This window comes from Qipengyuania sp. (assembly GCF_043423005.1).
Classification (GTDB): Bacteria; Pseudomonadota; Alphaproteobacteria; order Sphingomonadales; family Sphingomonadaceae; genus Qipengyuania.
In genome coordinates, this window is the sequence record NZ_JBHWMI010000059.1 from 1 (window position 1) to 17,579 (window position 17,579).

The 17,579-nt window shown below is 67.0% G+C and carries 20 protein-coding genes; 9 read left to right on the forward strand and 11 right to left on the reverse strand.

Annotated elements, in window-relative coordinates; genetic code table 11:
- From ACHFFA_RS09040 to ACHFFA_RS09050, 3 genes are all read right to left on the reverse strand, one after another.
- Positions 1 to 528, reverse strand: a 528-nt coding sequence (locus tag ACHFFA_RS09040; RefSeq protein WP_394270524.1) for a Smr/MutS family protein, incomplete at its 3' end; no start/stop codon positions are given.
- A complete protein-coding gene (locus tag ACHFFA_RS09045; protein WP_394270525.1) occupies positions 525 to 1,721 on the reverse strand; it encodes a murein transglycosylase A in 1,197 nt (398 codons plus the stop codon). The genes ACHFFA_RS09045 and ACHFFA_RS09040, both read right to left, overlap by 4 nt.
- A 55-nt stretch (positions 1,722 to 1,776) precedes the next feature.
- Positions 1,777 to 2,442, reverse strand: coding sequence for a Tim44/TimA family putative adaptor protein (locus ACHFFA_RS09050; protein WP_394270526.1), 666 nt, complete (start codon positions 2,440 to 2,442; stop codon positions 1,777 to 1,779).
- 231 nt (positions 2,443 to 2,673) lie between these two features.
- Here ACHFFA_RS09050 and secB point away from each other — a divergent pair, with 231 nt between their 5' ends.
- The 5 genes from secB to ACHFFA_RS09075 all read left to right on the forward strand — a co-directional run bounded on the left by secB (position 2,674) and on the right by ACHFFA_RS09075 (position 7,159).
- The gene (gene secB, locus ACHFFA_RS09055; protein ID WP_394270527.1) at positions 2,674 to 3,204 is read left to right on the forward strand and encodes a protein-export chaperone SecB; all 531 of its coding nucleotides are present in this window, start codon (positions 2,674 to 2,676) and stop codon (positions 3,202 to 3,204) included.
- A gap of 34 nt (positions 3,205 to 3,238) precedes the next feature.
- Entirely contained in the window at positions 3,239 to 4,852 is a 1,614-nt protein-coding gene (murJ, locus tag ACHFFA_RS09060) for a murein biosynthesis integral membrane protein MurJ (RefSeq protein WP_394270528.1), read from the forward strand.
- 18 nt (positions 4,853 to 4,870) lie between these two features.
- Complete coding sequence (gene trpS / locus ACHFFA_RS09065) at positions 4,871 to 5,899, forward strand: tryptophan--tRNA ligase (protein WP_394270529.1); 1,029 nt, start codon at positions 4,871 to 4,873, stop codon at positions 5,897 to 5,899.
- Positions 5,900 to 6,064: 165 nt separating this feature from the next.
- Entirely contained in the window at positions 6,065 to 6,751 is a 687-nt protein-coding gene (locus ACHFFA_RS09070; RefSeq protein WP_394270530.1) for a DUF4136 domain-containing protein, read from the forward strand.
- A 120-nt stretch (positions 6,752 to 6,871) separates the two neighbouring features.
- Positions 6,872 to 7,159, forward strand: a complete 288-nt coding sequence (locus ACHFFA_RS09075; RefSeq protein ID WP_394270531.1) for a hypothetical protein — start codon at positions 6,872 to 6,874, stop codon at positions 7,157 to 7,159.
- A 7-nt stretch (positions 7,160 to 7,166) separates the two neighbouring features.
- Here the strand turns inward: ACHFFA_RS09075 and dut are convergent, their stop codons facing one another.
- The 4 genes from dut to ACHFFA_RS09095 all read right to left on the reverse strand — a co-directional run bounded on the left by dut (position 7,167) and on the right by ACHFFA_RS09095 (position 11,855).
- Positions 7,167 to 7,628 carry a dUTP diphosphatase gene (gene dut / locus ACHFFA_RS09080; RefSeq protein WP_394270532.1) on the reverse strand — a complete coding sequence of 154 codons (462 nt, stop codon included), beginning with the start codon at positions 7,626 to 7,628 and terminating at the stop codon, positions 7,167 to 7,169.
- On the reverse strand, positions 7,621 to 9,366 hold the full coding sequence (locus ACHFFA_RS09085) for a bifunctional phosphopantothenoylcysteine decarboxylase/phosphopantothenate synthase (protein WP_394270533.1): 1,746 nt from the start codon (positions 9,364 to 9,366) through the stop codon (positions 7,621 to 7,623). Before ACHFFA_RS09085 ends, dut begins: the two co-directional genes overlap by 8 nt.
- 205 nt (positions 9,367 to 9,571) lie before the next feature.
- The gene (ubiB, locus tag ACHFFA_RS09090) at positions 9,572 to 11,119 is read right to left on the reverse strand and encodes a 2-polyprenylphenol 6-hydroxylase (protein WP_394270534.1); all 1,548 of its coding nucleotides are present in this window, start codon (positions 11,117 to 11,119) and stop codon (positions 9,572 to 9,574) included.
- A 4-nt stretch (positions 11,120 to 11,123) separates the two neighbouring features.
- Positions 11,124 to 11,855 carry a class I SAM-dependent methyltransferase gene (locus ACHFFA_RS09095; protein ID WP_394270535.1) on the reverse strand — a complete coding sequence of 244 codons (732 nt, stop codon included), beginning with the start codon at positions 11,853 to 11,855 and terminating at the stop codon, positions 11,124 to 11,126.
- Between the two features lie 55 nt (positions 11,856 to 11,910).
- Here ACHFFA_RS09095 and mutM point away from each other — a divergent pair, with 55 nt between their 5' ends.
- Positions 11,911 to 12,726, forward strand: coding sequence for a bifunctional DNA-formamidopyrimidine glycosylase/DNA-(apurinic or apyrimidinic site) lyase (mutM, locus tag ACHFFA_RS09100; RefSeq protein ID WP_394270536.1), 816 nt, complete (start codon positions 11,911 to 11,913; stop codon positions 12,724 to 12,726).
- A gap of 51 nt (positions 12,727 to 12,777) precedes the next feature.
- Here mutM and ACHFFA_RS09105 read toward each other — a convergent pair whose 3' ends face one another.
- From ACHFFA_RS09105 to ACHFFA_RS09115, 3 genes are all read right to left on the reverse strand, one after another.
- Positions 12,778 to 13,449: a glutathione S-transferase family protein gene (locus tag ACHFFA_RS09105; RefSeq protein WP_394270566.1), complete on the reverse strand. Its 672-nt coding sequence runs from the start codon at positions 13,447 to 13,449 to the stop codon at positions 12,778 to 12,780.
- A 72-nt stretch (positions 13,450 to 13,521) separates the two neighbouring features.
- The gene (locus ACHFFA_RS09110) at positions 13,522 to 13,968 is read right to left on the reverse strand and encodes a hypothetical protein (RefSeq protein ID WP_394270537.1); all 447 of its coding nucleotides are present in this window, start codon (positions 13,966 to 13,968) and stop codon (positions 13,522 to 13,524) included.
- A gap of 25 nt (positions 13,969 to 13,993) precedes the next feature.
- Positions 13,994 to 14,380 (reverse strand): hypothetical protein, encoded by a 387-nt coding sequence (locus ACHFFA_RS09115; RefSeq protein WP_394270538.1) that lies wholly within the window; start codon positions 14,378 to 14,380, stop codon positions 13,994 to 13,996.
- A gap of 97 nt (positions 14,381 to 14,477) precedes the next feature.
- Here ACHFFA_RS09115 and ACHFFA_RS09120 point away from each other — a divergent pair, with 97 nt between their 5' ends.
- The 3 genes from ACHFFA_RS09120 to fghA all read left to right on the forward strand — a co-directional run bounded on the left by ACHFFA_RS09120 (position 14,478) and on the right by fghA (position 16,931).
- Positions 14,478 to 15,587, forward strand: coding sequence for an S-(hydroxymethyl)glutathione dehydrogenase/class III alcohol dehydrogenase (locus ACHFFA_RS09120; protein WP_394270539.1), 1,110 nt, complete (start codon positions 14,478 to 14,480; stop codon positions 15,585 to 15,587).
- Between the two features lie 34 nt (positions 15,588 to 15,621).
- Complete coding sequence (locus ACHFFA_RS09125) at positions 15,622 to 16,002, forward strand: VOC family protein (RefSeq protein ID WP_394270540.1); 381 nt, start codon at positions 15,622 to 15,624, stop codon at positions 16,000 to 16,002.
- A gap of 89 nt (positions 16,003 to 16,091) precedes the next feature.
- Positions 16,092 to 16,931, forward strand: coding sequence for an S-formylglutathione hydrolase (gene fghA, locus ACHFFA_RS09130; protein ID WP_394270541.1), 840 nt, complete (start codon positions 16,092 to 16,094; stop codon positions 16,929 to 16,931).
- A gap of 60 nt (positions 16,932 to 16,991) precedes the next feature.
- Here the strand turns inward: fghA and ACHFFA_RS09135 are convergent, their stop codons facing one another.
- Positions 16,992 to 17,486 (reverse strand): ferritin-like domain-containing protein, encoded by a 495-nt coding sequence (locus tag ACHFFA_RS09135; RefSeq protein WP_394270542.1) that lies wholly within the window; start codon positions 17,484 to 17,486, stop codon positions 16,992 to 16,994.
- Positions 17,487 to 17,579 lie beyond the last annotated feature (93 nt).

The following is a 17,579-nucleotide window of genomic DNA, read 5'->3' on the forward strand; positions in this document are numbered from 1 at the left end:
TTTGTCGGCGATGGCCGAGGCATGGGGGCCGGCAGCCAGCCAGTCGAGCAGCTTGGCCCGGATCGCCCCGCGCCGCTCGCCCCGATCCGCCGCGGCGACCGGGCGCGGTTTGCCGGCGATCAGCAGGACCACCCGAGCGCCCATCGCACGCGCCTGCGCCAGCCCGGCATCGAGCCGGCCATGCGCGCTGCCCAGCGTATGTCCGTGAAGGTCGAGCGTGAAGTCCGGCATCACGGTGCCGCCCTTCATCCGCCGTTCCCAATGCGAATCGAGATTGCCGGCCGGGGATCGCGGTGGCGGGGAGACCGGGGCCGAGTGCCGCAGACGCGCGGTTCGCGGGCGAAAGGGCGGCGACGGTTCGCGGGGCGACGGCTCGGGCGGCGACGGCTCGTCCGGCGGGGGCGTTTCGCGCAATCCGGCCGTCACCATGGCCTGCCTGCGCCGCGCGGGCGCAAGCGGGGTGACTGTGGCGGCAAGGCGATCCCAGGCCTCGGCTTCTGCCGGCGTCAGGCCGCGCGGCGCGCTCATCGCGAGCGCAGCCGGGCCAGCGTCCCCTTGGGCAACAACAGCACCGCGCGCCCTCGCCCGCTCATCCCGCCGGCAATCTCGCGCGCGTCGTCCCCGTTGCCCCAGAAGGTGTCGAAGCGGTTGGCGCCCTTGATCGCGCCGCCGGTGTCCTGCGCGATCCACAGCCCGTCGGCGACATCACGGTCGAGATCGAGCACCACCGGTGCGCCGTAGGGGACGAACTTCGGGTCGACCGCCACGCTGTCGCCCCGCCGCACGGGAATCTCCAGCGATCCCAGCGGCCCGTCCGTGGTCAGCTCGCGAAAGAAGATCCAGCTCTTGTTGAGCCGCATCAGTTCCGCGCCCTCTTCAGGATGTTCGCGCAGGTAGCGGATAATGCCCTGCATCGAACCGGGATATTGCCCCGGCCCGTCGCCGATCAGGCCGCGTTCGCGCATCACCGCGCCGATGCCGACGTATTCGCGGCCGTTCTGGCCGGCATAGCCGATCCGCATCCGCGTTCCATCGGGCAGGCGCAGGAGGCCCGAACCCTGGATCTGGAGGAAGAAGAACTCGATCGGGTCGGCCGCCCAGGCAATCTCCAGACCGCGCCCCGCAAGCGCGCCTGCCTCGATCTCGGAACGCTCAAAATAGGGAACGAACCGGCCTGCGGAATCGAGCCGTCCAAGCGGGGGCCGTCCGGTCCGTTCGGCCACGGGAATATCGTCAGGCCAGCCGCGCACCAAGTCTGCCGGCATGGCATAGACGGGCACCGCATAGCCCGGTGCCGGCACCCTGCTGCCGGCGATCTCGGGTTCGAAATAGCCCGTCGCGAACGCCTGACCATCGCCCACGATCGCGGTCTCGAACTGGGCTGCGAAGAATTCGCGGGCGGGCCTGGTCCAGGACCTCGCGGCACCGCATGGCGCCTGCCAGTCGGTCCGCCGGGTAAGGCCGCTGGCATCGTCGCGGAACAGGATCTTGTCGCACGAGGCGGTGAAGGCGGACAGCGCGCCTGCCGCATCGCCTTCGCCCAGCGCGAGGCTGGAGAGCGGCGGGCCCGGCGCAAGGCCCGCGGCAATGGCGCTGTCGGCAATGAGCGGGGGCGGCTGCGACACCGCACCGGTATCGAGCGGCGGGCGTCCACCGGGGACCATCCCGGCACAAGCGGACAAGGCGAACAAGGCCAGTGCCGCGATCAGTTGCCGCATCATGCCCCTCCCCCGCTATGGTCCGTCGTGATGCGGCCGACGCGCGCGCCGGAGCCGATCAGGCCTGGTCGGTTTCGTCGAGCACCCAGTTGGGATCACGCGCATCGACATTGCGGCTGAAGGTCCACACGTCACGGCTTTCGATCGCGTCGTCGAGCGAGCCGGCCACGACCGTCCCTTCGGCATCGCGGGTTACGGCGGCAATATCGGCGGTGAAGCGCACCGCGATCCGCGCCACCCTGCCGTCGAGATCGGCGGAATGAACCACCGCATCCTCGATCCGGATCAGGCGATTGTCGAGCGTTTCGCCCGCCGCCTCGCGCTCGTCGATCGCGCCGACGAAGCCTTCGTAGACGTCATCGTCGGTCAGGTCGCGCAAGGTTTCGCGGTCGCCCTTCCAGAACGCCTCGAGGATCATGCCGTATGCCGCCTTCGCGCCTTCGAGGAAGCCCAACAGGTCGAAGCGCGGATCGACCGCGGCAATGGCCCGGATCGCGGCTTCGTTGGCGTTACCGCCAAGTTCGGCCTGCGCCTGTGTCCGGGCCGGCTGACGCACGACGCGCGGTTCGGCCACGGGGGCGTCGAGCGGCCCCGCCTGTTCCGGCCGTTCGAAGCGCTGCGGAATGACCTCTTCCTCATGTTCCGACCGCCGCCCGAGCACGGCATAGAGGCGCAGCCCGAGAAAGGCGGCGATCGCGGCGAGGATGACGATCTCAGTGATCACAGGGGCACGTCCAATCTGCTTCGTAGCGCGGCTACGCGGCGTTTCAGCTCACGGTTCCCGCATATCTGCCTTAGATAGGAAGGAAACACAAACCCGCAATGCCGCGCCCGACTGTGCATTGCGGCCTTCGATCGACGATGCTAGGCGCGCCGGCGATAGCGATTTCATTGCCGCAGGCGGGCGCCGCCGCGGCTTTCCTGCCCCTTCATCTGCAACAGGACCAGTCCCGCAATGGCGAGCCACAGCCCCTTCTCCGACGATACGCAGAACAATCCCGGCGGCCCCAACGGCGCCGATACCGGCCCGGCGGCGGGCATGATCAGCCAGTACGTCAAGGATCTCTCGGTCGAGAACCCGAATGCGCCGCATTCCTATCAGTGGCAGGATCAGCCGCAGGTCGACATTCAGGTCAACATCGCCTCCAACCGCATCAACGAGGAGGTGTTCGAGGTCGAGTTGAAGATCACGGCCAACGCCAAGTGCGAGCAGGGCGCGCTTTACCTCGTCGACCTGTCCTATTGCGGGCTGGTGGGCCTGCGCAACGTGCCGGACGAGGCGTCGCACATGTTCCAGTATGCCGAAACCCCGCGCATGCTGTTCCCGTTCGCCCGCGCGGTGATCGCCGAGGCGACGCGCGATGCCGGCTATCCGCCGCTGGTGCTGGACCCGATGGACTTCGGCCAGCTTTACCAGCAGCAGCTTGCCGCCCGGGCGCAGCAACAGCAGCTCGACGGCGATCAGCCGCCGGCCGGCAACGCCTGACCTCAATGGCCGCACCGGGCGCAGCACCCCGCCCATGAGCCTCGTCAGGAACGTCGGCACGATCGGCGGACTCACGCTTCTGAGCCGTGTGTTCGGCTTCGTGCGCGACATGCTGCTCGCGCGCGTGCTGGGCGCGGGTCTGGCGGCGGACGCCTGGCAGCTGGCCTTCACTCTCCCGAACACATTCCGCCGTCTGTTCGCCGAGGGGGCGTTCAGCGTCGCCTTCGTGCCGATGTACACCCGCCGGCTGGGCGAGAATGGCGAGGATCACGGGGCGGCCAACCAGTTCGCCAACGATGTGATGGCGGTCTTCATCTGGGTGCTGCTGGGCTTTTCGGCGATCTGCATGCTGGCGATGCCGGGGATCGTCTGGCTGCTCGCGCGCGAGTTCCAGCAGGTGCCGGGCAAGTTCGAGCTGGCCACGAATCTCTCGCGCATCACCTTTCCGTACCTCGCGCTGGTCAGCATGGTGGCGATGCTGTCGGGCATCCTCAATGCCCGCAGCCGGTTCGCGCCGGGTGCCTTCGTGCCGGTGCTGCTCAATCTGGTGATGATCGCGGGTATCGTCGCCGGCTATTACTGGCGCGAGAATGCCGGGGGGGCGGACGACCGTCTGGTCGCCTGGGCGCTCGCGATCAGCCTCGCCTTCGCCGGTATCGCCCAGCTGGCCTACATGGCCTGGGCCACGCGCCGCGCCGGGGTCCACCTCAAGTTCACCCGCCCGCGCTTCACGCCCGAGGTCAAGCGGCTGGGCATGCTGATCCTGCCGGCCACGTTCGGGGCCGGAATCTACCAGATCAGCCAGCTGGTCGACACCTTCTTCGCCACCTCCCTGCCGCAGGGCTCGCTGACCCTGCTCAAGCTGGCTGACCGGCTGAACCAGATGCCGCTCGGTGTCTTCGGCATTGCGCTGGGCACGGCGATCCTGCCGATGCTGGCCCGGCATATCCAGGCGGGCAACCGCAGCGAGGCGCAGCGCCTGCAATCCAATGCGGTCGAGATCGCGATGCTGCTGTGCCTGCCCTGCGCAGCCGCGCTGGCGATCTGTGCCGAGGCATTCTCGACCGGGATCTTCCAGGGCGGCAGGATGACCGCGGCCGATACCGACCTGATGGGCGCCATCGTCATCGCGCTGGTCGCCGGGTTGCCGGCCTACGTTCTGATCAAGGTGTTTCAGCCCGCTTTCTTCAGCCGCGAGGATACCCGCACCCCGGTGTGGGTCGCGGCCGGCGCGCTGCTGATCAACATCGCGCTCAATTTCTACGTCGTGCCGCGCTACGGCATCGTCGGGCTGGCCGGAGCGACCGCCTTCACCGCAACGCTCAACGTGCTGACGCTCTATACCATCCTGCAGCTGCGCGGCTGGTTCCACTTCACCGGCAAGCTGGCGGGCAGGATCGCACGCCAGATCGTCGCCACCGCGGCGATGTCGGCAGCGCTTCTGTGGCTGACGCCCGCGCTCGAACCCTATTGGCGGGGCAATGCGCTGGAACGGGTCATGTCGCTTTCGGGGCTGATCCTTGCCGGCGCGGTCGTCTTCTTCGCCGTCGCTTTCCTGATCGGTGCGCTCGACAAGGACCTCATCGCCCAGCTACGCCGCCGTCGACCGGTGCCTGCGGACACCGGCCCGCCCAACCTTTCCGAATAAGCGAGTATCTGTTTCGTCATGCGAGTCGTCAGCGGCATCCAGCCAACCGGCAACCTCCACCTCGGCAATTATCTCGGCGCGATCCGCAACTGGGTACGCATGCAGGACGAGATCGCTGCGGGCGGGGAGGACGATGCGCAGTGCCTGTTCTTCCTGGCCGACCTTCATGCGATATCGATGCCGCACGTTCCGGCGCAGCTGCGCGCCGGCACGCTGGAAATGGCGGCCGCACTGGTCGCCTGCGGCATCGATCCGGCTCGCTCGATCCTGTTCAATCAGGCACAGGTGCCGCAGCATGCCGAGCTGCAATGGCTGCTGTCGGGCACCGCGCGGATGGGCTGGCTCAACCGCATGACCCAGTGGAAGGACAAGGCCGGCAAGAATCGCGAGGGCCAGTCCGTCGCCCTGTTCACCTATCCCGTCCTGCAGGCAGCCGACGTCCTGCTGTATCAGGCGACCCATGTGCCGGTGGGCGAGGATCAGACGCAGCATCTCGAGTTCGCCCGCGACATCGCGCAGAAGTTTAACAATGACTTTGCCGCCGAGGATGCGCCGGTCTTCACCCTGCCCGAGGCGATCACCCCGCCCGCCGCAGCCCGGATCATGAGCCTGCGCGACGGGTCCGCCAAGATGAGCAAGTCCGATTCGTCGGACATGAGCCGGATCGAACTGGCCGACGATGCCGAAACCGTGATGAAGAAGATCCGCAAGGCCAAGACCGATCCGGACCCCTTGCCGAGCGAGCCGGCGGGCCTGGACGGCCGGCCCGAGGCCCTGAACCTCGTCACCATCCATGCCGCGATTACCGGCGCCAGTGTCGAGCAGGTGCTGATCGATCACGGCGGGCAGGGCTTCGGTCCGTTCAAGACGGCGCTGGGCGAGGCGCTGGTCGAAACCCTGCGCCCGATTTCCGCCGAGCTTCAGCGCCTGCTGGACGACCGGGCGGCACTGGGCACGATCCTTGCCAGCGGGGCAGATCGGGCGCGCGAACTGGCGGTGCCGACCCTGGAAAACGCTTACCGCGCGCTGGGGCTGGTGCGTCGCTGACGGGCTTCTTCCTGCCCGCCGGGCAACATTTGTCTAGTTGTGCATTCAATCCATGTTCACGGCCGCTGCGATAGGCCGTGCCTCACTGCTGGCAGAATGCCCGTGCAATTTGCGTGCCACACGGCCTATCCTGTCACTGATGCTCGCATGAAAAGGATCCGTGCCATGACTAACCGCAACAGGGGGCTGGGCCGCGTTTTGAAGCTGGCCAGCGTACCCATCGTGCTCGCGTCGCTGGCGGCGTGCGCAACACCGTTTCGTGCCGACGTTACCCGGTTCGAAACTCAGCTTCCCGCCCCGCAGGGCGAAACCTTTGCGATTGTCGCCGACGATCCGGCCCTCTCCGGCGGGCTGGAATTCTCGCAGTATGCCCGTCTCGTCGAGGACGAGATGCAGCGGCTTGGCTATGCCCGTGCCGCCACCCCGGAAGCCGCGTCCCTGCTGGTGCGCTTCGACTACGGGGTCGACACCGGGCGCGAGCGCGTCCGCACGACCGGGTTCCGCGATCCGTTCTACGATCCGTGGTACGGTTACGGCCCGTTCTACGGCCGGCGGGGCCTCGGTTACTGGCCGCGCAGCCGGTTCGGCGGCAGCTGGGGCTACGGCTTCTACGATCCGTGGTTCGGCGCACCCGACGTGCGCAGCTACACCGTCTATTCCAGCGGGATAACGATGAAGATCGATCGCGCGCGGACCGGCGAACGGCTGTTCGAGGGCAAGGCGCAGGCCTTGTCGACCTCCAACCGGCTGCAATATCTCGTCCCCAACCTGGTCGAGGCGATGTTCACCGACTTCCCCGGCAATTCGGGCGAGACGGTCCGCATTTCGATCGCGCCGGAAAAGGACCGCTAGAGCGGGAAGAATCGACTTGCTGCTTCCCTTGGCGGGAGCATCGAATGGGCGGCCTTGCACGGCCGCCCATTTTGCTATCTGCTCCGCCTTGTCCCCTATGCCTTGCGAAGGAGCGTAACGATGTCCACGCTTGCCGCCGCCACCGCCCGCCGGGTGCGCCTTGTTTTCTGGCTCGCCGCTGCTGTGATCATCGCCCTGCCGGCAATCGCGATGACCTTCGCCCGCGGAATGGATTGGGGGCCGGGCGATTTCGCCGTGATGGCGGCCCTGCTGGCGATGGTGGGGCTGGTGATCGAGCTTGCCTTGCGCAACGCGATGAGCGCGCCCGGGCGGTTCCTGCTGATTGCCGGCGCGCTCGCGCTGTTCCTGCTGACGTGGGCGGAACTGGCAGTCGGCCTGTTCGGCTGACCGCCCGTCAGCCCAGCAGCGCGTGACCCCCGGTCGAACCGAAGCCGCCCTCGCCCCGCCCGGTCTCGTCCAGTTGCTCCACTTCGGACCAGTGCGCCTGAACTACCGGCGCCAGGACGAGCTGAGCGATCCGGTCACCCCGGGCGATCGCGAAGGGCTCGGTGCCGTGGTTAATCAGGAGCACCTTCAATTCTCCGCGATAATCGGAATCGATGGTGCCCGGTGTATTGGGCACCGTGATGCCGTGCCGCATCGCCAGCCCCGAACGGGGGCGGACCTGAATCTCGTAACCTGACGGGATCGCCAGCGCGAACCCCGTGGCCACCGCATGGCGCTCGCCCGGCAGGATTTCGCATGCTTCGGCGGCAACCACGTCCATCCCCGCCGCGCCCGGCGTGGCATAGGCCGGGAGAGCGAGACCCGCGCCATGCGCGAGGCGGCGGATGCGAACCCCGACCGGTTCAGCCATGGGCTTCGTCGTCGGAGCTTTCGGCCAAGGCCGCTGCCGCACGGTCGATCAGTTCGCGCGCAACCTCCTCCTTGGGCATCTCGGGCAGGCTTTCGACGCCCTTCGCGGTGACGATGTGCACCTGGTTGAAATCGCCGCCCATCACGCTTTCGCCCGCCGCGCCTGCGACATTGTTGGCGATGATCCAGTCCGCCCCCTTGCGCTTGCGCTTGGACTTGGCGTTTTCGACCACGTTTTCGGTTTCGGCGGCAAAGCCGACCAGCAGCTGCGGACGTTTGCGCCCTGCGGCGACGGCGGCGAGGATATCGGGATTTTCCGCCAGGATCAGCGCCGGCGGGGCGCTGCCGCGCTTTTTCATCTTTTCCGCCGCGACATGGCGGCTTTTCCAGTCGGCCACGGCGGCCACCATGAAGGCGGCATCGGCCGGCAGCGCGTTGCGCACTTCCTGTGCCATGTCGTCGGCGGTTTCCACGTCGATCCGGTCGACACCCGGCGGCGTCGGCAGATGAACCGGCCCGGCGACCAGCGTCACCCGCGCCCCTGCCGCCGCGGCCATTTCGGCAATGGCGAAGCCCTGCTTCCCGCTCGACCGGTTGGCGATATAGCGTACCGGATCGATCGGCTCCCACGTCGGCCCGGCGGTGACGAGCACGTGCTTGCCATAAAGCGGCCGATGCGCCGGCGTGGGGTCGAACTCGTCCTGCCCGGCCAGCGGGCCGTCGTCGAAATCGTCGCCCGCAGCCGACACCGCGTCGATCTCTTGCCGCAGCACGGCCTCGCCGATCGGCTGCGGCATTGCGCGCATGTCCTGCCGCGCGACCTCGTGATTGATCGCATCGGGATCGGTCGGCGGGGCGGCGCCGGCAGCGCCCTTTTTCGCAAGCAGTGGCCCCCCGAACGAGGGATCGAAGGGCGTCTGCTGGACCAGCGCGGCGGCGTCGAGCATCGGCGGTTCGGCCCCGCCCCATTCTTCGGCCATCTCCTCTTCAATATCGGCCTGGCTGCGGCGCCGGGTGCTGCGCGGAATGATGGCCGAGAGCAGACTGCCGAGCCCGCCGGCTGCGGGGCTGCCGTCATCCGGCTCCTCCGGCTCGAGCGCTTCCTGCGCCAGCTCGTCGAGGCTGGCGGCCGGCGCCGGCTCCATCAGGGGTCCGGCAAGCTGCGGGGCGGGCGGCGCCATTTCCGGCAAGTCGATGTCGAGGCCGAGCCGCTCGGCAATGCGGGCGAGGATCGCGGGCGGTTCGGGAAGCCGGCCGGGGCCGAATTCGCCGCAGGCCATCGGCCCTTCGTCGGGCTCGACCACCGTTACCCCCGCCTCACGCAGCCATTCGGCATTGCGCCTGGTCGCCTCATGCTCCCACATGCGCACGTTCATCGCCGGCACCGCCAGCACAGGTTTGTCGGTGGCGAGGATGAGGGTCGTCGCGAGATCGTCGGCGATGCCGGCAGCCATCTTCGCCATCAGATCGGCGGTGGCCGGGCAAACGACGATGAGGTCCGCCTCGCGGCTGAGGCGGATATGCCCCATTTCAACCTCGTCCTTGAGATCGAACAGCGAGGTATAGACCTTGTTCTCGCTCAGCGCGGCGAGCGCCATCGGCGTGACGAACTGCTGCCCCCCTTCGGTCAGCACGCAGGTCACTTCGCCGCCGGCCTTTCGGATCAAGCGGACGAGCTCGCACGACTTGTAGGCCGCGATGCCGCCGCCGATCACCAGCAGGATGCGTGGGCCGGTCATGCCCCCGCCCCGCACGTCACGGCGTGGTGAGGCACGGTTAACACTGATCGGCGAATGCAATCCCATTGCGTCATCGATGCGCTTGCTAGCGCCCCCTGCCCGTCATTGCCAGCGCGCAAAGGCGCGCCATGCCGACCCTCGCATGACAGGGGATGGTTGAGATTTCGCAAACGCCCGCTTGCGACCGCCCGTTCGCGAACAGATGTCAGGCAAGCCAGCCGAGTGCGGTGCCGAGCCACACCAGCGCCCCGCCCGCCGCCGCCGCGACCAGATAGCGGGCCGCCCCCGAAGGGCGCCGCTCGCGCAGCAGCTCGATATCGGGCAGCGGCGGCTGCTCGGGCGCGCCACCCTTGGGCGGGTAGCGCTCTTCCAGACGGCGGATCAGCTGCGGGATGCGCAGCAGCGTCTGGGTATCTTCGCGCAGGCGATCGGCCAGCGCCGCCTCGGGCCCCAGTTCGCCGCGGATCCAGTTACGCACATAGGGCGCGGACACGTCCCACATGTTGATTGCAGGATCGAGCTGGGTGGCAATCCCTTCGACCATCACCATCGTCTTCTGCAGCAGCAGCAGGTGGGGCTGGGTCTGCATGTCGAAATCGCGGGTGATGGCGAACAGCCCGTCGAGCATCTGGCCGACGCTGAGTTCGCTGACCGGCTTGCCGCGCATCGGCTCGCCCACGGCCCGCAGCGCGGTCGCAAACTCGTCGACGTTGTGATAGCTGGGCACGTATTGCGCCTCGAAATGGATCTCGGCGACCCGGCGGTAATTGCCGGTGGTCAGGCCGTAGAGGATTTCGGCGAGCCACATCCGCGCGCGCCGGTCGATCCGGCCCATGATCCCGAAATCGATCGCGACGATGGTGCCGTCGGCCCGCACGAACAGATTGCCCTGATGCATATCGGCGTGGAAGAAGCCCGCCGCGATCGCCTGCTTGAGGAAGGCAAGCACCAGCCGGCCGGCCAGTTCGTGCATGTCGTGGCCGGCGGCGCGCAGGCTTTCGGTATCGGAGATCTTGATCCCGTCGATCCAGTCCACCGTCAGGACGCGGCCGTTGGTGCGATCCCAATCGATCCCCGGCACTTCGTACCCGGCGGTGCCCGCCATGTGTTCGGCCAGTTCCGACGCCGACGCGGCTTCGCGTCGCAGGTCGAGTTCGCGCAGGGTCCAGCGCTTGAAATTGGCGATGGTGAGCCGCGGGCGCAGGCGGGCCGCCTCGCCGCCGAAGCTTTCGAGCTGCGCCGCCGCCCATTCGTAGGTTTCGATGTCGCGCGCGAAACGTTCGCGCACGCCGGGACGCAGCACCTTTACCGCGACCTTGCGCCCATCGGTCGTGACCGCGCGGTGGACCTGCGCGATCGAAGCGGCGCCGATCGGCACCGGGTCGAACTCGGCCCACAGCGCCTCGATGGGCTGTTCGAAGCTCGCCTCGATGCTGGCCCTGATCTGCGCGAAATCGACGGGGGGCAGATTGTCCTGCAGGCTGAGGAGATTGCGCGCCGCATCCTCGCCGACCAGATCGGGCCTTGTGGCCAGCGTCTGCCCGAGCTTGATCGCCGCAGGACCGATATCGCGAAAAGCGCCGGCGTAATCGGGCACGGCCGGCTGGATGGTGCCGATCCGCGCCAGACGGGCCAGCCGCTTGACCGGCAGCGGCGTATTGGGATCGCGCTCGATCCCGCGCAGCGCCCCGTGACGCGCCAGGGTGCGGCCCCATTTGAACAGGCGCCAGATATGCGTGGCCGGTCGGGTCACTCGGTCAGACTTTCCATCCCGAATGAATGGCGACCAGCCCGCCCATGATCGGTTCGACCCGCGTATTGCTGAAGCCGGCCTTGCGGATCATCGCCTCGAAGCCCGGCATGTCTGGAAACCGGCGGATCGATTCGATGAGATAGCGATAGCTGTCCTCGTCGCCGGCGATGGCCTTGCCGATCTGCGGCACGACCTTGTGGGAATAGAGGTCGTAGGCTTCCTTGAACCCGGGCCATTCGACATTCGAGAACTCGAGGCAGAAGAACCGCCCGCCGAAGCGCAGCACGCGGTGCGCCTCGGCCAGCGCCTTGTCGATATGGGTCACATTGCGGATGCCGAAGGCGATGGTGTAGGCATCGAAGCTGCGCGAGGGGAATGTCAGCGTCTCGGCGTTCTGCCGGCTCCAGACCAACCCGTCGATCCCGCGCTCCATCGCCCGTTCGACGCCCACGTCGAGCATCTCCTGATTGATGTCCGCCACCGTCACCCGCGCCCCGCGCGCGGCGAGGCGGAAGGCGATGTCCCCGGTGCCGCCGGCCATGTCGAGGATGTCCTCGTCCACCTGCGGCTTCACGCGGCGCACGAAACGGTCCTTCCACAGGCGATGCATCCCGCCGCTCATCGCGTCGTTCATGATGTCATAGCGCGCGGCGACGCTGGAGAAGATCGCGCCGACGCGCCCGGTCTTTTCCGCGGCGTCGATATCTTCGTAACCGAAAGAGACGGTATCAGGCATGGCGCCGGCCTTAGGGGCAATTGAGGCGGGCGCAAAGGGTGTTAGAGGCACTCCCATGCCCGAGCTACCTGAAGTCGAGACGACCGTACGCGGCCTCGCCCGTTTCCTCGATGGAGAGACCATTACCCGCGTGGCCGTCAATCGCGCGGACATGCGTCGGCCGTTTCCGCCCGACCTCGTGCAGGCATTGACAGGCGCGCGGGTGACAGGGCTCTCGCGCCGGGCGAAATACGGAATCGTCCACACCGACCGCGAGCGGGCACTGGTCTTCCACCTCGGCATGAGCGGGCGCTGGCGGATCGACCCGGATGCGGAGGACAAGCACGATCACCTGCTGCTCGAGACCGCACGCCACCGTTTCGCCCTCAACGATCCGCGGCGGTTCGGCTCGGTCGATCTGCTGGAGGAGGCGGCGCTGGCTGCCTGGCCGCCGTTCGCGGCGCTCGGTCCGGAACCTTTGGGCGACGAACTGACGGCCGAACACCTGCGCGCGGCGACGAAGGGGCGCAAGCAGGCGATCAAGCTGCTGCTGCTCGATCAGAGGGTCGTCGCCGGCCTTGGCAACATCTATGTCTGCGAAGCCTTGTGGCGTGCCCGCATCAACCCGCGCAAGGCCGGCGGCAAGGTGACGATGCCGCAGCTTGTCCGCCTGATCCCGGCTATCCGCAACGTGCTCGAGCAATCGATCCGCGAGGGGGGCTCGACCCTGCGCGACTTCGCCCGCCCCGATGGCGAATTGGGCTACTTCGCCAAATCCTTCCACGTCTACGCCCGCGAAGGCGGCACGTGCCACCGCGAGGACGGCGGGATCGTCAAGCGCATTGTCCAGGGCGGGCGCAGCACATGGTTCTGCGGGGTTTGCCAGCGGTGAGGGATGCTATCCATCATGCCAGCTTGCACTGGGATGACGTCCTCTCACTCCCTACAAATCCAGCGTCGCGTATTCCCGCGCGGCCGGCAAGCCGTCCATCTTCTCGCCCAGCAGGGGGCGGAAGCTGGGCCGGCTTTTCATGACCATGTACCAGCCTTTGGCCTGTTCGTGCCCCGACCAGTCCATCGCGCCGAGATAGTCGATGACCGAAAGATGCGCCGCACAGGCGAGGTCGGCGAGGCTCAGCGTCGGCCCGGCGAGCCACTGGCGGGTGTCGACCAGCCAGTCGATATAATCGAGATGCCCGTGAAGCAGCTTGCCCGCCCGGCGCAGGGTCTGGCCATCGGGCGGCTGGCGCAGGATCAGCCGCTTCATCAGCTTTTCGTGCATCACCGGCTCGGTCACGTCGCGATAGAGGTTCTCGTCGAACAGGGCGACCAGACGGCGGGTTTCGGCGCGTTGCAAGGCAGTGCCTGCAATCAGCGGCGTCCGCTCGATGGTTTCTTCGAAATATTCGCAGATTGCCCGGCTGTCCGCCAGCACCGATCCGCGCGCGCTGTCCCGCAGCACCGGGGTACGGCCGGCAGGATTGATCTGCCATAATTCGTCGCGACCCTCCCACGGATTTTCGCGGACGAGATCATAGGCGACGGCCTTCTCCGCAAGCTGGAGGCGAACCTTGCGGCTGAACGGACAGAGGGGAAACTGGTGGAGCTGCCACATGCAGCGCCCCTCATGCCCCATGCCTGCGTCCCCGTCCACCGGGAGTGCCTGTAAATCCGCGCGTTTTGCCCCTCAGCGTGGCGGCGGGGGCGCGGTATCCTCGAGCTGGGCCGAAAGGTCGCGCAGCGCCGGCGCCATCGCGTCGAGCGTTTCGGCGAGCGCCGCCAGCGCGTCCAGAGCGCGGGGGGTGGCGCGCTCGGCCAGTTCGGGCAGGCGCGAGGCTTCGGGTGCCATGCTGCGCAGGGTAGTGCCCGGAGGAATGGCGGGCCCATCCTCCCCGGCGATCTGCGCCGCCGCATCGGCCAGGGGCGCAAGGGGCAGGTCGAGCATCACTTCGCCCAGCACCCGAAGGGTCCGCGCAAGCTGCGCCTGACGCGCAGGGTCGGACAGGTGCGCCTTGATCGAGGCGGAAACCTCGGGCGCGGGCATTCGGTCTGTCTCCTGATCCTGCGCCAGCGCGGCGGTCGGCAAACAGAAGGCACCAAGCACCAGCGATATGGGAACGGTCCGTGGCATCATCAGTCCTTCCTTGAGCGCCAATGTCTTACAGCCCGGATGCCTGAAGCATCAACAGGCATGCCGGCATCACTTCGATCAGCCGTCCCCCGGTTTGCAGATCCTGCGCCTCGGCGCGGGCGCGGTCTGCGATCTGCTCGCGGGTTGCGCCGGTTTCATCCATCAGCTGCGCCATCGTGCGGACGAAGAATTCGCGGCCGCGGTTGTCAGCGGCAAGATCGGGCCAGTCCGCCGGCGACCCGGTGCCGGCCTTCTGCTGCTCGGCAGCGAGCGCGACCGCCACCGCACAGCGCAGGGCGGCCTGCTGGCGGATGGGCCACTCGGCCAGTGCGCCTGCCGGCGGCGCAGTATCCTGAACGGCGATGGGGCTCACAGGCGGGGCGAGGGCGGCAGCGAAAAACAGGAATGTGATCATCGCCACGCCCCTATCGCGCTTTACCTGAACCCGTCGCAACCCTCGCTTGCGAGCCGTGCCGCCCGCCCCTACCGCATTTGGCAGAGGAGATTCGTGCATGAAGACCCGCGCCGCCGTTGCCTTTGCCGCGAACCAGCCGCTCGAGATCGTCGAACTCGACCTCGAAGGACCCAAGGCGGGCGAAGTGCTGGTGGAGATCAAGGCGACCGGCATCTGCCATACCGACGCCTATACGCTGGAAGGGCACGACAGCGAGGGCATCTTCCCCTCCATCCTCGGCCATGAAGGCGCCGGAATCGTGCGCGAAGTTGGCGCCGGGGTGACCAGCGTGGCGCCCGGCGATCACGTCATCCCGCTCTACACCCCTGAATGCCGCCAGTGCAAAATGTGCCTCTCGGGCAAGACCAATCTGTGCAGCGCCATCCGCGAGACGCAGGGCAAGGGCTTGATGCCCGACGGGACCACCCGGTTCAGCTATCGCGGCCAGCCGATCTACCATTACATGGGCTGCTCGACCTTCTCGAACTTCACCGTCCTGCCGGAAATCGCGGTCGCGAAAATCCGCGAGGACGCGCCGTTCCACACCGCCTGCTATATCGGCTGCGGAGTGACGACCGGGGTGGGCGCGGCGGTCAACACCGCGAAGATCGCGCCGGGGGACAAGGTGGTGGTCTTCGGGCTCGGCGGAATCGGCCTCAACGTGGTGCAGGGCGCGAAGATGTCGGGCGCGGACCGCATCGTCGGGGTCGACATCAATCCCGAGCGCAAGAGCTGGGGCGAGCATTTCGGCATGACCGACTTCGTCAACCCGCGCGAGGTCGACGACGTGGTGGCAACCCTCGTCGCCATGCTCGACGGCGGGGCGGACTACAGCTTCGACTGCACTGGCAACACCGAGGTCATGCGCCAGGCGCTCGAATGCTGCCACAAGGGCTGGGGAACCTCGATCATCATCGGCGTGGCCGAAGCGGGCAAGGAGATCGCCACCCGTCCGTTCCAGCTGGTTACCGGGCGCAACTGGCGCGGCACCGCGTTCGGGGGCGCGAAAGGACGTACCGACGTGCCCAAAATCGTCGACTGGTACATGGACGGCAAGATCCAGATCGACCCGATGATCACCCACGTCCTGACGCTGGACGAGATCAACAAGGGGTTCGACCTGATGCATTCCGGCGAAAGCATCCGCAGCGTCGTCGTCTACGACTGATCCATCAACACACGAGAGAGGAGAACAGGAAGCCATGTTCAGCCATGTCATGCTCGGAGCGGACGATATCGAGGCGTCCAAGACCTTCTACGATGCCTGCATCAAGGCGCTCGGCGGGCGCGAGGGACAGATCGATCCGCTGGGCCGGGTCATCTACCTCCACAACGGCGGCATCTTCATCCTGACCAAGCCGATCGACGGCGGTCCGGCGAGTTGCGGCAACGGATCGACCATCGGTTTCGCCGCCTCCAGTCCCGAAATGGCCGACGCCTGGCACAAGGCCGGGCTCGAGCATGGCGGCACCGCGATCGAGGATCCGCCAGGCATTCGCGAAGGCGCGGGCATGAAGCTTTATCTGGCCTACCTGCGCGATCCCGCCGGCAACAAGATCTGCGCGATGCACCGCCCGGGCTGATCCCGGAACCGGCACGAGCCATCCCGCCCCGGGGTGATCCGGGCGCAGCGGTCCTTGGCCGGCTGCGCCCTTTGCATCATGGGGCCGGGATGCAGTTCGAATATCTTTCGCAGAACAAGGCGTACGGCGGCACGCAGTATGTCTGTTCCCACGCCTCGGCCAGCACCGGCACGGACATGACGCTGTCGGTCTATGTCCCGCCCCATCGTCCGGAGGAACGGCTCCCCGTCCTGTGGTATCTCTCGGGCCTTACCTGCACCCATGCCAATGTCACCGAGAAGGGCGAATATCGCGCGGCCTGTGCCGAGCACGGGATCGTCCTCGTGGCGCCGGACACCTCGCCCCGCGGGGCGGACGTGCCGGATGCGCCGGACGAATATGATTTCGGCAAGGGTGCGGGCATGTATCTCGATGCGACGCAGGACCCCTGGTCGGCCAATTACCGGATGCGTACCTATCTCGAGGACGAACTGCCCGCCCTCATCGCGGCGGAGTTTCCGGTCAGCCAGACCCGTCAGGCGATAACGGGGCATTCGATGGGCGGGCACGGCGCGTTGACGATGGCGCTGCGCAATCCGGGCCGTTTCCGCTCGGTCAGCGCATTTTCGCCGATCGTCGCGCCGTCGCAGGTGCCGTGGGGGGAAAAGGCGTTCAGCCGTTATCTGGGCGAGGACCGGACGGCATGGCGCGCCTATGATGCAGTAGCCCTGATCGAGGATGGAGCGCGGCTCGATCACCTCCTGGTCGACCAGGGCACAGCCGACCAGTTCCTCGAAGAACAGCTGAAACCGGGCCTGCTGTCGATGGCCTGCGCCAAGGCGGGGATGCAACCCGAGATCCGCATGTGGGAGGGGTACGACCACTCCTATTACTTCATCTCGACCTTCATGGGCGAACACGTCGCTTGGCACGCGGCGCGGCTGCGTTAAACAGGATACGGCAGGGCGGCGGGCAGCGCATCGCCGGCCCGCCGCCCCGCGCGCTTCGCCTTACTTCGCCGCGAGGTTGACGCTGCGTTCGGCAAGGTCCGACATGTTCTCGTCCGCGTCGTAGATCGAGGCGGTGATCTCGTCGAGTTTCTTGACGTGATCCTTCTTGCCCAGCGCCTCGGCAAAGGCCTTCGAGGTGCCGAAGCCGCAGATACCGTAGTGGCACATGCGCTGATACTGCGCGACGATCACGACATCGCGCACGTCATCGTCCTGAATGTCTTCTTCGATGGCGTGCTTGCGGGCTTCCTTGACGAGGCCCTCCATGCCTTTGCAATGTTCCTTCTCGCTCTCGCCCATTTCATCGAGCAGCGCCTTGATCGTCTTGGTATGCTTGGCGATGCCCTCGGTCGCTTTCTCGAGCTTCTGCTTCAATTTGTCGTCGCTTGCCACGCTGGCCAGTTCCTTGACGACCTTTTCCATCTGGTCATTGGCAGACCACAGGTCGGCCAGCTCGCCGGCGTAGCAATCTTCGAGATTTTCGGGTGCGGACATTTGTCTGTCTCCTCTCGCGGTGCCCCGATCCGGAGGGACCGGTCGGCAACCGCACACTTTGGGAAGGCGAGAGACGGCGAGAAGTTCCGCCAG

Coding starts and splice junctions, on each gene's coding strand:
- ACHFFA_RS09045 (WP_394270525.1), bottom strand. CDS start 1,721: ATGATGCGGCAACTGATCGCGGCACTGGCCTTGTTCGCCTTGTCCGCT.
- secB (WP_394270527.1), top strand. CDS start 2,674: ATGGCGAGCCACAGCCCCTTCTCCGACGATACGCAGAACAATCCCGGC.
- murJ (WP_394270528.1), top strand. CDS start 3,239: ATGAGCCTCGTCAGGAACGTCGGCACGATCGGCGGACTCACGCTTCTG.
- trpS (WP_394270529.1), top strand. CDS start 4,871: ATGCGAGTCGTCAGCGGCATCCAGCCAACCGGCAACCTCCACCTCGGC.
- ACHFFA_RS09070 (WP_394270530.1), top strand. CDS start 6,065: ATGACTAACCGCAACAGGGGGCTGGGCCGCGTTTTGAAGCTGGCCAGC.
- ACHFFA_RS09075 (WP_394270531.1), top strand. CDS start 6,872: ATGTCCACGCTTGCCGCCGCCACCGCCCGCCGGGTGCGCCTTGTTTTC.
- dut (WP_394270532.1), bottom strand. CDS start 7,628: ATGGCTGAACCGGTCGGGGTTCGCATCCGCCGCCTCGCGCATGGCGCG.
- ACHFFA_RS09085 (WP_394270533.1), bottom strand. CDS start 9,366: ATGACCGGCCCACGCATCCTGCTGGTGATCGGCGGCGGCATCGCGGCC.
- ACHFFA_RS09095 (WP_394270535.1), bottom strand. CDS start 11,855: ATGCCTGATACCGTCTCTTTCGGTTACGAAGATATCGACGCCGCGGAA.
- mutM (WP_394270536.1), top strand. CDS start 11,911: ATGCCCGAGCTACCTGAAGTCGAGACGACCGTACGCGGCCTCGCCCGT.
- ACHFFA_RS09105 (WP_394270566.1), bottom strand. CDS start 13,449: ATGTGGCAGCTCCACCAGTTTCCCCTCTGTCCGTTCAGCCGCAAGGTT.
- ACHFFA_RS09110 (WP_394270537.1), bottom strand. CDS start 13,968: ATGATGCCACGGACCGTTCCCATATCGCTGGTGCTTGGTGCCTTCTGT.
- ACHFFA_RS09115 (WP_394270538.1), bottom strand. CDS start 14,380: ATGATCACATTCCTGTTTTTCGCTGCCGCCCTCGCCCCGCCTGTGAGC.
- ACHFFA_RS09120 (WP_394270539.1), top strand. CDS start 14,478: ATGAAGACCCGCGCCGCCGTTGCCTTTGCCGCGAACCAGCCGCTCGAG.
- ACHFFA_RS09125 (WP_394270540.1), top strand. CDS start 15,622: ATGTTCAGCCATGTCATGCTCGGAGCGGACGATATCGAGGCGTCCAAG.
- fghA (WP_394270541.1), top strand. CDS start 16,092: ATGCAGTTCGAATATCTTTCGCAGAACAAGGCGTACGGCGGCACGCAG.
- ACHFFA_RS09135 (WP_394270542.1), bottom strand. CDS start 17,486: ATGTCCGCACCCGAAAATCTCGAAGATTGCTACGCCGGCGAGCTGGCC.